13 protein-coding genes are annotated in these 13,290 nt (G+C 65.7%); 7 read left to right on the top strand and 6 right to left on the bottom strand.

Features of this window, described 5'->3' with window-relative positions; translation table 11 throughout:
* Positions 1-52: 52 nt before the first annotated feature.
* Positions 53-1,135 (bottom strand): lysylphosphatidylglycerol synthase transmembrane domain-containing protein, encoded by a 1,083-nt coding sequence (locus tag UNPF46_RS22335; protein WP_100178790.1) that lies wholly within the window; start codon positions 1,133-1,135, stop codon positions 53-55.
* Positions 1,136-1,564: 429 nt separating this feature from the next.
* Between UNPF46_RS22335 and UNPF46_RS22330 the strand changes: the two genes are divergently transcribed.
* On the top strand, positions 1,565-2,071 hold the full coding sequence (locus tag UNPF46_RS22330; RefSeq protein ID WP_142251452.1) for a YciE/YciF ferroxidase family protein: 507 nt from the start codon (positions 1,565-1,567) through the stop codon (positions 2,069-2,071).
* 214 nt (positions 2,072-2,285) lie between these two features.
* Entirely contained in the window at positions 2,286-4,685 is a 2,400-nt protein-coding gene (locus UNPF46_RS22325; RefSeq protein WP_142251451.1) for a bifunctional diguanylate cyclase/phosphodiesterase, read from the top strand.
* A 61-nt stretch (positions 4,686-4,746) separates the two neighbouring features.
* On the opposite strand, the gene UNPF46_RS22320 is transcribed toward UNPF46_RS22325, so the two are convergent.
* A complete protein-coding gene (locus UNPF46_RS22320; protein ID WP_100178793.1) occupies positions 4,747-5,181 on the bottom strand; it encodes a hypothetical protein in 435 nt (144 codons plus the stop codon).
* Between the two features lie 79 nt (positions 5,182-5,260).
* Here UNPF46_RS22320 and UNPF46_RS22315 point away from each other — a divergent pair, with 79 nt between their 5' ends.
* Together UNPF46_RS22315 and UNPF46_RS22310 are read left to right on the top strand one after the other, a co-directional pair.
* Positions 5,261-5,842, top strand: coding sequence for a hypothetical protein (locus tag UNPF46_RS22315; RefSeq protein WP_142251450.1), 582 nt, complete (start codon positions 5,261-5,263; stop codon positions 5,840-5,842).
* Between the two features lie 44 nt (positions 5,843-5,886).
* Positions 5,887-6,501, top strand: a complete 615-nt coding sequence (locus tag UNPF46_RS22310) for a YdcF family protein (protein WP_142251449.1) — start codon at positions 5,887-5,889, stop codon at positions 6,499-6,501.
* A 24-nt stretch (positions 6,502-6,525) separates the two neighbouring features.
* On the opposite strand, the gene UNPF46_RS22305 is transcribed toward UNPF46_RS22310, so the two are convergent.
* A complete protein-coding gene (locus UNPF46_RS22305; RefSeq protein ID WP_142251448.1) occupies positions 6,526-7,869 on the bottom strand; it encodes an aminotransferase-like domain-containing protein in 1,344 nt (447 codons plus the stop codon).
* 187 nt (positions 7,870-8,056) lie between these two features.
* Between UNPF46_RS22305 and UNPF46_RS22300 the strand changes: the two genes are divergently transcribed.
* Positions 8,057-8,293, top strand: coding sequence for a DUF1127 domain-containing protein (locus UNPF46_RS22300; protein ID WP_100178797.1), 237 nt, complete (start codon positions 8,057-8,059; stop codon positions 8,291-8,293).
* 1,051 nt (positions 8,294-9,344) lie between these two features.
* Here UNPF46_RS22300 and UNPF46_RS22285 read toward each other — a convergent pair.
* The 3 genes from UNPF46_RS22285 to UNPF46_RS22275 all read right to left on the bottom strand — a co-directional run bounded on the left by UNPF46_RS22285 (position 9,345) and on the right by UNPF46_RS22275 (position 10,953).
* Complete coding sequence (locus tag UNPF46_RS22285) at positions 9,345-9,806, bottom strand: hypothetical protein (protein WP_142251447.1); 462 nt, start codon at positions 9,804-9,806, stop codon at positions 9,345-9,347.
* A 134-nt stretch (positions 9,807-9,940) separates the two neighbouring features.
* Positions 9,941-10,366 carry a universal stress protein gene (locus tag UNPF46_RS22280; protein WP_100176904.1) on the bottom strand — a complete coding sequence of 142 codons (426 nt, stop codon included), beginning with the start codon at positions 10,364-10,366 and terminating at the stop codon, positions 9,941-9,943.
* A gap of 50 nt (positions 10,367-10,416) precedes the next feature.
* Positions 10,417-10,953, bottom strand: a complete 537-nt coding sequence (locus UNPF46_RS22275; RefSeq protein ID WP_142251446.1) for a SixA phosphatase family protein — start codon at positions 10,951-10,953, stop codon at positions 10,417-10,419.
* 184 nt (positions 10,954-11,137) lie between these two features.
* On the opposite strand from UNPF46_RS22275, the gene UNPF46_RS22270 reads away from it, so the two are divergent.
* On the top strand, positions 11,138-12,607 hold the full coding sequence (locus UNPF46_RS22270) for an NAD(P)/FAD-dependent oxidoreductase (RefSeq protein ID WP_142251445.1): 1,470 nt from the start codon (positions 11,138-11,140) through the stop codon (positions 12,605-12,607).
* Between the two features lie 85 nt (positions 12,608-12,692).
* Positions 12,693-13,205 carry a peptide-methionine (R)-S-oxide reductase MsrB gene (gene msrB / locus UNPF46_RS22265; protein ID WP_142251444.1) on the top strand — a complete coding sequence of 171 codons (513 nt, stop codon included), beginning with the start codon at positions 12,693-12,695 and terminating at the stop codon, positions 13,203-13,205.
* The last annotated feature ends 85 nt before the right edge of the window (positions 13,206-13,290 follow it).

The following is a 13,290-nucleotide window of genomic DNA, read 5'->3' as shown; positions in this document are numbered from 1 at the left end:
AAATAAGAGAGGATTGCGCGCCCGTCCGCAACCTTCGTCTCGGCGCCCGCCCTTACCGCTTGTTGGCCTGCCGCAGCGCCCGCTCGCGCTCCATGGCTGCCACCTGCTTGGGCAGATTGGCCTGCGCGCAGGCTTCCGCCAGCCGCCGCCGCTCCTGCCAGGGCTCGACCACGTTCATCCAGAGCTCGCGCGTGCCCATGATGGAGATGGCGAGGCCGAACGGGATCACGAAATAGAGGATGCGGAACACCAGCAGCGTCGCCAGAAGCTGCTCGCGGCCGAATTCCGGCAGCGCCAGCAGCATGGCGGCATCGAACACGCCGATCGAGCCGGGCGCGTGGCTGGCGAAGCCGAGCAGCGTCGCCAGGATGAACACCACCGCGAGCGACAGGAAGTCGATCGGCGGATTGGCCGGCATCAGGAGGTACATCGCCGTGGCGCAGAAGCCGAGATCGACCACGCCGATCAGGATCTGGACCAGCGTCAGCGGCGCCGAGGGCAGGACCACCTTCCAGCCCTTCTGGCCGAGCTCGCGCCGCTTCTCGCCCATGACGAGCCAGACGAGATAGGCCCCGATCGAGGCGAGCCCGCCGAGCGCGATCAGCCGGTTGAGCGACGACGGCAGCTGATCCATCGAGGATGCCGCATCCGGGTGGATCGCCATGCCGATCGAGAGCACGAAGATGTTACCGAGCCAGAAGGTCAGGCCCGACAGGAAGCAAATCTTGGCGACGTCGATCGCGTTCAGCCCGTAGTCCGAATAGATCCGGAAACGGATCGCCCCGCCGGTGAAGACGGTGGCGCCGATATTGTGGCCGATCGAATAGGACGTGAAGCTGGAAAGCGCCGCGATGCGATAAGGCACGTGCTTCTTGCCGATCGTTCGCAATGCAAAAAAGTCGTAAAAGGTCAGCGTGCAGAACGCGAAAAACACGCACACCGCCGCCAGCCCGATGCTGCCGCGGGGAATCTCGGTCAACGCCGTCAGGATGACCCCGGTATCGATGCCCTTGAGGGTCCGCACCAGCGAGGTGATCGCGAAGGCGATGATGAAGATGCTCGCGGCAACTCCAAGCCGTCGCCAGCCGATCCATCTCTTGAAGCCGCGTTGCAGCGCGGGCAGCAGTCCGTGCATTCATCCTCCCGGCGGGGGGCAAAGACCGACCGGGCCAGGCATTGGCCAGTCGGGTGCGATCACGGCCAAAGGCAGGCATCGATCGCTAGGCATGATCCAGCTCATTTAATGCAAAAACAGCGGCTTGTGCAGCCCTTGACAACAATAGGTTCTGCGCTGGACCGGCGCTTTTGTCATATGCGGTTCACATCGAAGGCGCGTTAAGCATATGAGTCGAGATACCGGGCTCGGATCGCGTGTCCGTACGGCCAGCACCATCTCAGATTCTGGCGCCGCCGGCATTGTTCCAGCGCAAGCGACACCGGCATTTTTGGAACGCCGGTCCCGCGCGCTCGTTAGCCTCCATCAGCAATCGAACATGGCAGGAATAACCGGCTTTTCATGCACGCCGGCGCCTCCGTGTTCCCGAAACCATAGAGGATCGGAACGATGGGACTGTTCACTAAAGACATCAAAACCATGAACGACCTGTTCGTGCATCAGCTCCAGGACATCTATTACGCCGAGCTGCAGTTGACCAAGGCGCTGCCGAAGATGGCCAGCAAGGCCACCGATCCGCAACTCAAGCAGGGCTTTTTGACGCATCTCGAGGAAACCAAGCAGCACGTCACGCGGCTCGAGGAGGTCTTCAAGATGCACGGCGTCGCTGCGAAGGCGGTCGACTGCCCGGCGATCGACGGCATCATCGAGGAAGCCGACGAGACCGCAAGCGAGGTCGCCGACAAGGCGGTGCTCGACGCCGCGCTGATCAACGCGGCGCAGGCCGCCGAACATTACGAGATCGTGCGCTACGGCAGCCTGATCGCCTGGGCCAAGCAGCTCGGCCGCAACGACTGCGCCAGCGTGCTCGCCAAGACGCTCGAGGAGGAAAAGGCGACCGACAAGAAACTGACGACGCTTGCCGAAAGCAAGGTGAACCTGCGCGCGGCCAGTTGACGAAGGTCTGGTGATGGAAGCGCCGCGCGGTCGTCATCTGCGCGGCGCGCCCCTTACCACCGTTCATCATGATGGGTCTCGGTGTTCCCGCGAGGGATGAACAATCCGAGTGATTGAACACATCTTCCGTTCACCATTGCCGCAACAGTCGCGTAGCCGGTTACCACCTGTCCACATTGATCGGGTCAAGTGCGGGTCTCATCAGAGGCCCGCAATGCATCAAGTTCTCTACTGTCTCACCGAAGAGCACGATTTACGGCTCGTCGCGCTTGGCGGCGCGGTCTGTCTGCTCGCCAGCGCGGCGGCGATCAGCCTGTTCCACCGGGCGCGCGCGACGCGCGGCCTCGGGCGTCTGGTCTGGCTCGGTCTCGACGCTGCCGTCAGCGGATGTGGCATCTGGGCGACGCATTTCATCGCGATGCTCGCCTACGGACCGGGAGGCGCGGGCGCCTACAACATCCCGGTGACCATCCTGTCGCTGATCTTTGCGATCTCCGTCACGTTCGTGGGGCTGAGCATTGCCGTCTCGTCTTCGCGCGCGGTGTGGATCGTCGTTGGCGGTGCCATCGTCGGCAGCGGTGTCGCGGCGATGCATTACACCGGCATGGCGGCGCTGGAGATACCGGCGCGGGTGGGCTGGAACGGAAGCACGGTCGCCGTCTCGGTGCTGTCAGGAATTCTCTTCGCTGCGCTCGCACTGTTCGTGGCCGCGCGACGCGACGACCTCCCTCATGCCCTGACGGCGACGGCCCTGCTGACGATCGCCATCGTCGCGCATCATTTCACCGCCATGGGCGCGGTGCACCTGACGCCGGATCCGACGCGTGCGATCAGCGGCCTGTCGATCGCGCCGGCCTCGCTGTCCTTCCTCACCGCCAGCGCTGCGGTCGCGATCATTGCGATCGCGCTCGTGGCCGCGCTGCTCGACCGCCGCGCCAGGAGCGAGTTGGGCGCCCAGCAAATGGTGCTGGACTCGGCGCTCGAGAACATGTCGCAGGGGCTTTGCATGTTCGACGCGGACGGCAAGGTCATCCTGTTCAACGAGCGCTACGCGGCAATGCTTCGCCGCACCGACGTCGCGCTGACCGGCCGTCTGTTGATCGACGTGCTGAGGGACGAGCAGGCCAGGGGCCAGTGGCAGGGCGACGCGGACGAGTTCTTCGCCCGCCTCGTCGCCGACGCGCGCGAGGGCCGCACCACGACCGACGTCGTCAGCCGGTTCGGCCGCTCGATCCGGGTGGTCAATCAGCCGATGCAGGGCGGCGGCTGGGTCGCCACCTTCGAGGACATCACCGAATGGCTGGAGGCGCAGGCCAAGATCTCGCACATGGCGCGCCATGACGCGCTGACCGGTCTGCCGAACCGCGTGCTGTTCCACGAGCAGCTCGAGCACGGGCTGCGACGGGCCGGCTCGGGCGATCAGCTCGCGGTGCTCTGTCTCGATCTCGATCATTTCAAGGACATCAACGACTCGCTCGGCCATCCCATCGGCGACGCCTTGTTGAAGGAGGTCGGCCGCAGGCTCATGGAGACGGTCGGCGACAGCGACACCGTGGCCCGGCTTGGCGGCGACGAGTTTGCCGTGGTCCAGATCGGCCGGTCCGAGGAGACCGCTGCGCGATCCCTTGCCGGCCGTCTGGTCGAGGTCACCTCGGCGCCTTACGAGATCGACGGTCATCAGATCCTGATCGGCGTCTCGATCGGCATCTCGCTGTCGCCGCAGGACGGCAGCAATCCGGACGAACTCCTGAAGAACGCCGACCTCGCGCTCTACCGCGCCAAGGCGGACGGCCGCGGCACCTATCGCTTCTTCGAAACCGGCATGGATGCCCGCGCGCAGGCGCGGCGCCTCCTGGAAATGGATCTGCGGACGGCGCTGCAACGGAGCGAGTTCGAGGCCTATTACCAGCCGATCCGCGACGTCGTCAGCGGTCGCGTCGTTGCCTTCGAGGCGCTGCTGCGCTGGAATCATCCGCAGCGCGGCCTGATCTCCCCGATCGACTTCATTCCGCTCGCCGAGGAGACCGGACTGATCGTCCAGCTCGGCGAATTCGTGCTGCGCGCAGCCTGTACCGACGCGGCCAGCTGGCCAGACGACGTCGACCTCGCCGTCAATCTGTCGCCGGTCCAGTTCAAGAATCCGAACCTGATCGCATCGGTGACCGAGGCGCTGGCCGCCTCGGGACTCGATGCGCGGCGCCTCGAGCTCGAGATCACCGAATCGGTACTGCTGCAGAACAGCGAGGCGACGTTGGCAACCCTGCACGAGCTGCGCGGCATGGGACTACGGATCTCGCTCGACGATTTCGGCACCGGCTATTCCTCGCTGAGCTATCTGCGCAGCTTCCCGTTCGACAAGATCAAGATCGACCGCAGCTTCGTGTCGGAGCTGGCGACGCGCGAGGATTCCATGGCGATCATCCGTGCCGTGACGGGCCTTGGCCGCAGCCTCGGGATCGTCACCACGGCGGAAGGCGTCGAGAACGACGCCCAGCTCGAGCTGCTCCGGCGCGAGGGCTGCGACCAAGCCCAGGGCTATCTGTTCAGCAAGCCGCGTCCGGCCTCCGACGTGTCGATCATGCTGGGCCGCCCGCGACTGCTGGCGTCGGCGTGAGGCGACTATTGTTGAGCATGATCTGTCCGGAAAACCGCTTCACGCTTTTCCGGATCATGCTCTAGCCGCGGCGCAGCGCGAAATGGGCGCCGCAGAAAGCCATGACGGCGCCGAGGCACAGCGCGGCGAGGCCGGCCAGCACGCCCGAGACGGTCGGGATCGGGCTCGGCGCGGAGGCCGCCTGGCCTGCGCCTGCGAGCAGCAGCACGCCGACCGCGATGAGGAACTGGCGCATCCGCTGCGGAATCTGGCCGTCGGCGGCGCTCTGCATCAACGTCGCGGTGAAATAGCCGCCGGAGAATCCGACCGTGGCGATCAGCCACCAGGCGATCGCAGCGCCGGCGGGGATGAACTCGTGCGTGTCGGAGCGCCAGAGCCCGCCGAGGTCGAGCCCGTAGCGCGCGCCCAGCATGTGCACCGCAAGTGCCAGCAGCACGCCGGAGATCATGGCGGCGCCGAGAATCAGGCGGCGCGGAAAAAAGGTCGTCTCAACCATGCCTCGCTTGTAGGATGGGCGAGGGCGATCGCGCAAGCGGATCGCCGAGGGGATGGCGCGGACGGGATAGATTGTCGCGATGCAGGTTTCGGATGCCGAGCCGGCCACGAGCTACGCCTACAAGGCGTCGCTGATCGGCTCGGCGCATCGCTTCGAGCTGACCGAGCAGGGGCTGTCCTGGCACATCGGCGGCCGATCTGGCCTGTGGCCTTATGACGAGATCGGCGCTGTCAGGCTGTCGTTCCGCCCGGTCTCGATGCAGCAGCACCGCTTTCGCGCCGATGTCACTCACAGCAGCGGCCGCCGCATCGCGATCCTGTCGACGAGCTGGCAGACCGCGGCGCTGATGGCGCCGCAGGACAATGGCTTTCGCGCCTTCATCGTCGAACTGCATGCGCGGATGGCCAAGGCCGGCAGCCGCGCGGTGCTGACCGCAGGCCTCGGCCGCAGCACATATGCGGCGGTGCTGGCATTCCTCGCGGTGCTGACCGTGGCGATGGCGGGCCTGTTGATCCGCGCCCTGGTGATCGGCGAGTTCGCCGGCGCGCTGTTCATCCTCGGCTTTGCCGCGCTGTTCGCCTGGCAGGTCGGCGGCTTCGTGCGGCGCAACCAGCCGCAGAGCTATCGCTTCGATCAGGTGCCGCGCGCCCTGCTGCCCTAGGTGCAATCGGTCGCAATCAAACGTGACTTCGCGCAACTGCGCCGATGCCGCATCGTGCCGCCATGTCAGTCATGGACCGCAGTACACGTCTGCCGACGGCAGATGAGATCGATGGAATCAACCGCGCTCATCTGGTCGATACGCCGCTCCGGCCGGCCGACTTGCTGTTCATGTTCGGCACCCGCGAGGACGTCGGTTTGCGCGCCGACACCGCCGCTCGGCTGTGGCGCGAGGGCTATTTCCGCTGGTCGATTGTGAGCGGCGGCGTGACGCCTGGCTCGGAGCAATCCGAGTGCACGATCATCAAGGCGGCGATGATTGCGGCGGGAGTTCCGGCGGAACTTGTCATCGAAGAGCATCGCGCCATGAACACCGGCGAGAACGTGATTTTCTCGCTGCCGATCCTTGATGCTGCGCTAGGGCTTTCAAACATCCGCAGCGTGATCTGCCTCGGCAATACCTGGACCGCGCGGCGCTACCCGATGACGCTGCACCGGCACTGGCCGGAGGTCGAGAAGATGCTGCTCACCGTCGACAGCTTCGCAACGCCTCGCTCACTGTGGCATACCGACGCCGAATTTCGCCGGCGCGTGCTGCACGAATGGGACAAGATCGAGCCATACAAGGCGAATGGCTTCATCGCCGAATGGCCGGCGTAACCGGCACAAGGGCGCGCTCGCGAGCTACTCGGTGGAGTCGAAATCCTCTTCCTTGGTGCCGAGCAGCGACACGAGCGTGCGCAGGCCGGAATCGAGTTGCTCGAAGGTGGGCGGGGCGATCGCGAGGCGCACCGCGTTCGGGGCATGGCCGTGGGCGATCGCGAAGGTGGAGGACGGCGTCAGCGCGATGCCGCGCCGGGCCGCCGCGGCGACGAAGGTCTGCGAGCGCCAATGCGGCGGCAGCGTCAACCACAGATGATAGGCGCGGGTGTCGGCGGCGATCTCGTAGTCCGCGAGCAGCCGTGCCGCGGTCTGCTGGCGGCGCGCGGCGTCGATGCGCTTGAGCCGCGTCAGTTCGGCGACGGTGCCGTCGGCCATCAGCCGTTGTCCGGAGGCAAGGGCGTGGCCGGAGGCGATCCAGCCGCCGGTGCGGACCGCGCTCATCACGCTTTCGCGCAAACGCGGCGGCGCGACCATGATGCCGAGCGCAAGGCCGGGCGCGACCTTCTTGGACAGGCTGTCGATCACGATGCAGCGGTCCGGCCCGAGGGCTGCCAGCGGCGTGTCGTCGGCGAGGAAGCCATAGACGGCATCCTCGATGATGGTGAGATCGAGCTTCTCGGCAACGCGCATGATGTCGGCGCGTCGCGTCGCGTTCATGGTGACGCCGAGCGGGTTCTGGATGATCGGCTGCAGATACAGCGCCGACAGATGCGCCTCGCGATGCGCCTTCTGGATCGCATCGGGACGGGCGCCGAATTCGTCCATCGGAATCGGGACCAGCGTGATGCCGAGCCGCGCGGCGATGCTCTTGACGTAGGGATAGGTCAGCGCCTCGACGCCGCAGCGGCCGCCGGTGGGGACGAGCGCTGCGAGCGCGGCCGCGAGCGATTGCTTGCCGTTGGCGGTGAACACGATCTGCTCGGCCTGCGGCGCGAAGTCCTTGCGGGCGAGATAGGCGGCGGCGGCATTGCGCGCGCTCTTGGTGCCGGTGCTGGTCGAGACGCGCAGCGCGGATTCCAGCGCGTCGACGCGCTCGAGCCCCGCAAGGCTCTTGGCGATCATCGCCCATTGCTGCGGCAATAACGGATAATTGACCTCGAAGTCGATGCGCGCATCGCGCGGCTCGCTCAAGGCTTCGACCTCGCGCCTGATGGCGCCGGAGATGAAGGTGCCGCGTCCGACTTCGCCGACGACGAGGCCGCGACGAAGCAATTCCGTATAAACACGGCTCGCAGTCGAGACCGCGATGCCACGGTCATAGGCAAAATTGCGCTGCGGCGGTAGCCGGTCGCCGGGCCTTAACGTGCCGTTAGAGATATCCGAGGCAATGGCATCGGCAAGCTTCACGTACTCGAACTTGGACATTATTGCACCGAGAGCAATGTTTTACTTGCTCCGAGAAGTGTACTGGAGCATTTAAGTTCCATCAAGGTCCATGATTGAGCCGAGGAGAGCGAGAGCAATCCGACGGCAAATGAGGTGCAGACGCTGACAAGCGTCCGCGCCAACGGCAATTGCTTCGCCGTGTGGACCGACAGGCCGGAGAAGAAACATGACCACCATCTCGCAAACTGCCGGGCGGAGCTTACGCCCATCCTCCTCGAGCGGATTTCTTGCAACGCTCGTCACCGCCGCCTATGCGCTGTTCGATCGCCTGGAGCGCCGTACCGCCGTCAAGACGCTGAACGAGCTCGACGACCGCGCCCTGCGCGACATCGGGATCACGCGCAGCCAGATCGAGGACGCGGTGTACGGCCAGTTCAAGACCGAGCTGACGCGGTACCTCTAAGCTTGGGTTGAGCGGGCGTCGCTGCTCGCTCTCGTGTCCCGGACGCGGTGCGGCACGTAGTGACGCTCCGCAGAGCCGGGACCCAGCAGGCCACGGCATTCGCTGCAACGTGGGCCCCGGCTCTGCAGCGCACCGCTGAAGTAGCGCTGCGCTGCGTCCGGGGCACGAGCGCATCGTTTGAAGACGCGCTGTCTCAACATCGTCATTGCGAGCGCAGCGAAGCAATCCAGAATCCCTCCGCGGAAAGACTCTGGATTGCTTCGTCGCAAGAGCTCCTCGCAATGACGTGGTGATGGCGTCGATCCTTCAACTCGCATCTCACTCTGCAGACGGTTCGTAGGATGGGTAGAGCACTTGCGAAACCCATCATGCTTTCCCTGCGGACGAAAGGTGATGGGTTTCGCTTCGCTCTACCCATCCTACGGCTTCCAGACATGCCTTCGCATCCTCGCGGCGCATTTCGCCCGAGCTTTGCTTCGATGCCTCACCCTCTCATGAAAGAGGGCGCAGGGAAGACCGGGAGCCGGTTGGCTCCCATGGACCGCCATGCCAAGGGCAGACTGCGTGCGCTTCGTGCATAGCGGAGAACAGGGCAACCGGAGCATCCCGGCCTTCCCTGCGCAGTGGCTTTACGGCTTATGTCGTGCTCTCCCCGGGGAGCGTTGCACTATTGCCCCCGTCGCCTCGCGGATGACTGATGCGTGCGTCCGGTTGGACGACACGCATCACCACAAGACTTGGCGCACAGACCCCGGGCGCCAGGACCACACGATTTTGCCGTACGCCGATCACACCGGTCGTGTGCGCCAGGTGTTTCGCTCACGGTTGCCCGCCCTGCGGAATCCTTGGCGCTGATGTGACCCACGTCCACCGCCACCCGGCCCGCGTTCGTGACGATCGCGATACGCCCCTCTTCGTTGGGCCGGGATGCGGCAACACATACGCGATATCCGAATTTCGGTAAAGTGGAATATTTTTGGTGATGAGGGTTGCCCCACCGCTCGCGTGTTTTGCCCGTCAGGCAACGCAAGGGCTTGTAGCCGCCGATGGATCAGGCGAATGCGACCTGGCCCCACGCTCCGCCGCGGGCTCGCTCGTCTTCCGAGAGGCCGGGCTTGCGGTGAGGCCGTGTCGCGGCGCCGCGTTGACGCCGATGCCGGGCATCCAGGCGTCCCAACTGCGCGGCGATATTGCCCACGAGCGCGGCGACGCGCACCGCCGCTTGTTTGACGACGAACAGGAGCGTCGTGACGCGGCTGAGCACGCCGAGCAGGATCACCACCGAGAAGACGTCGATATAGGCGAGAAAATCGCCGATCAGCATGAGTTCCGGCGGAATCGGGATCCGGTGGTAGTAGGCGAGAACGATGATCGCGACGGGGATGAAGGCGATGACCTTGCGCAGCGTCAGCCGATCCAGCAGGGCGGCCAGCTGGACCACCAGCACGTCCCATAGCGCATCACCGATCGCGAGCGGGATCTCGTAGCTCCATCTCCGCCACCATTGCTTCACGACATTGCTCCGAGCTCGGTGCCTGGCCGCTGGCGTTGTAGCCCGGATGGAGCGCAGCGCAATCCGGGTGCTCGCCCAAACGCACAAGGGTCCCGGATTGCGCTGCGCTCCATCCGGGCTACAATTTCCGAGCCTCAGTGCCTCACCACCAGCACCGAGCATTTTGCGTAGCGCACGACGTGGCCGGCGTTGGAGCCGAGGAAATAGGTGCGCATCGCCGGCCGGTGCGAGGTCATCACGATCAGGTCGGCTTTCATGTGCGCGGCCTCCTCCAGGATCTCGTGATAGATGCCGCCCTGGCGCACCACGCTGGAGATGCGGCTTTGCTCGATGCCGGACTCGCGCGCGACGATGGCGAGCGCCTCTTCCGAGGTCTGGCGCTGCTGCTCGTCGAAATCGGCCGGCACGTATTCGGCCAGCATCACCGGCGTCATCGGCAGCACGTTGAGCAGCCGCACCACGCCGTTCCAGGTCTGCGACAGCGTGGCCGCGGTCGCGATCGCCGGCTTGGCGAGATCGGTGTCGGCGAGGTCGATGGGCACGAGGATGGACTTGAACATCTGCGCCTCCAAATCTTTCGGTCAGCAGGACTTGCCGGCCCGTCGCGCGATCATCCCGATCGAAGCAGCTTGGGGCTGACGAACAGCACCAGCTTGCCGCGGCGGTAGGCCACGTCCCCCCAATCCTCGACGTCAAAGTCGAAGATCGCAAGCCCCGAGGTGGGAAGATTATGGGCGAGCGCCCTGGCGCCATCAGGATCGCCGCCGCCCATCAGCATGAGCGCGGCCTCGTGCATGCCGGGATTATGGGCGACCAGCAGCAGCAGCTTCGGGTCGGCCGGGGCGGTTGCCGTGCGAATGGAATCCAGGATCTGTGCGGGATCGGCGCCATAGAGTTCCGGCAGGATCTCGACCTGCGGCGCCGGGACGCGGTCCTTCATCGCCTGCCAGGCGATGTCCCAGGTCTGCCTGGCACGGACGGCGTGCGACACCAGCACGGTATCGGGGAAAGGCGGATGGCTGGCGATCCAGTCGCCGATCTCGGCAGCATCCCTGTGGCCGCGGTCGTCGAGCCGGCGGTCCTGGTCACGGCCGCTCGGAGCGTCAGTCTCGGTCTTGGCGTGACGCAGCAGCATCAAACGGCGCATGGCATTCTCGAATCGTTCTTCGTCCAGAATAATCTACAGGCGCCGGTCGAGGACAAGGTGACCGGGGCCCAATGGGTCCATTTAAGTTGTCGTTTCGAGCATGGTCTCCGCACAAATGCATTTTGCGTTCGTCACGAGGAAAAACCGCTGCACACCGTTCCGGATCATGCTCTAAGAAAACGACATGAGCGAGACTTTCACAAGCGTGTCCCAGGAAGAAGCCGGCTTTCGCGACCGCACGCGGCTGTCGTTCGACCTCGACGCCGACATCTGCGTCGTCGGCGCGGGGCTGGCCGGGCTCACCATCGCGCTGGAGGCGGCCCGGCTCGGGGCCAGCGTCGCGGTGCTCGAGGGCCGCCACATCGGCTGGAACGCGTCCGGCAACCAGCTCGGCACGGTGATGCCGGGCTTCGCGCTGCCGCTCGCCGACCTGATCGAGCGCATCGGCTTCGAGGACGCGCGTGAATTGTGGACGCTGTCGAAGGAGGGCGCCGAGTTCGTCCGGGCCAACGCCACGGAAGAGAACATGCCGGGGATCGCCAGAAGCGACGGCGTGCTGGAGGTCTCCAACGTCGATGCCGGCGACCGGCTGATCAGCCGGCTGCAGATGCTGAACGAGGATTTCGACACCGAGGTCGAGGGCTGGCAGGTCGATCGCGTCCGCGAGGTGCTCAAGACCGATCACTACTTCCACGGCGTGTATTATCCCAAAGCGTTCCAGGTCGACGGCCGCAAATACGTGCACGGCCTCGCGGCGCTGGCGCGGCGGGCAGGCGCCCGCATCTTCGAGGACACGCCGGTCGTCAGCATCGATCATTCCGGTATCCGCAAGCGCATCGTCACGCCCTCGGCGCGGCTGCGCGCGACGCATATTGTCCTTGCGGGAAATATCCATCTCGGCGCGCCGCTGCGCCGCCTGTCGGAAACGCTGCTCCCGGTCTGGCGCTATGCCGGCATCACCGCGCCGCTCGGCGAGCGTGTGCACGAGATCATCGCCTTCAAGGGATCGGTGATGGATTCCGACGGTGTCGATCATTTCCGCATCGTCGACGGCGACCGGCTGATGTGGGAAAGCCCGGAGACCACCTGGGCGGCGCGGCCGCAGCGCTTTGCGGGCGCCGTCAGGCGGCGGATCCGCACGATCTTTCCCGCGCTCGGCAAGGTCGAGGTCACCGACATGTTCGGCGGCGCCACCGGCCAGACCGTGCATGGTATGCCGCAGATCGGCCAGTTGCGCAAAGGCCTGTGGGTGGCGAGCGGGTTCGGCCGCCAGGGCATGAACACCTCCGCGATGGCCGGGCAGATGATCGCGCGCAGCATCCTGTGGGGCGACGAGCGCTGGAAGCTGTTCTCGCCGTTCGAGCTGGTCTGGGCCGGCGGCGCCACCGGACGGGTCGCAGGCCAGCTGGTCGGGATCTGGGGCAGGGCGAGTTCCGCCGCCGCAGGCTCGCTCGCCCGCTACCGCGAGCGGGCCCGGATCAAGGATCGCCAGCGCGAAGCCCGCCTCGCCGAGGCCAACCGCGCCGCCGGCACCGGCCCGCGTCGCCCGCCGCCCGGCGTCAGGCCGCGGCCGGCCCCGCCGCCCAGACCCGCGGCCGAGGGGGAAGAACGAACCACGGAACCGGCCTCGCACGAGGCCGATTTGTCGCGTTAGACTGAAGAAAAATTCCGCCTGGACGTGTAACGTCGGCCGTTAGAGCCCGTATCTCAGGGCGTGGAGCTCCCGCACGGAGAATGAGATGTTTGACCGCCGCATCCTGTTGACGACCGCCGCCGGCCTGTTCGGCCTCGGGGCCCTTCGCTGGCTGAGGGGAACACCTGCCGAGGCCGGTGAGAAAGCCGCGGAAAAGTTCGAGATCACGAAGACGGAGGCTGAATGGCGCGCCCAGCTCACGCCGCAGCAATATGAGATCCTGCGCAACCACGGCACCGAGCGGCCAGGCTCCAGCCCGTTGCTGAAGGAGCATCGCAAGGGCATCTTCGCCTGCGCCGGCTGCGACCTGCCGCTGTTTGCCTCCGACACCAAGTTCGAGAGCGGCACCGGCTGGCCGAGCTTCTACCAGCCGATCGAGGGCAATGTCGGCAAGACCGAGGACCGCACCTACGGCATGCTTCGCACCGAGGTGCATTGCCGGCGCTGCGGCGGCCATCTCGGCCACGTCTTCGACGACGGCCCGAAGCCGACCGGCCTGCGCTACTGCATCGACGGTTTCGGGCTGGTGTTTCACCCGGCGGCAGCGTCGGCGACGTAGGTTTTACCCCTCGTCATTCCGGGGCGCCCGAAGGGCGAGCCCGGAATCTCGAGGTTCCGGATTCGAGGCTTCGCATCGCCCCGGA

Source organism: Bradyrhizobium sp. UNPF46 (genome assembly GCF_006658625.1).
Taxonomy (GTDB): Bacteria; Pseudomonadota; Alphaproteobacteria; order Rhizobiales; family Xanthobacteraceae; genus Bradyrhizobium; species Bradyrhizobium nitroreducens.
Note: the sequence above shows the minus strand (reverse complement) of the source record. Positions and strands in the feature narration are given on the sequence as shown.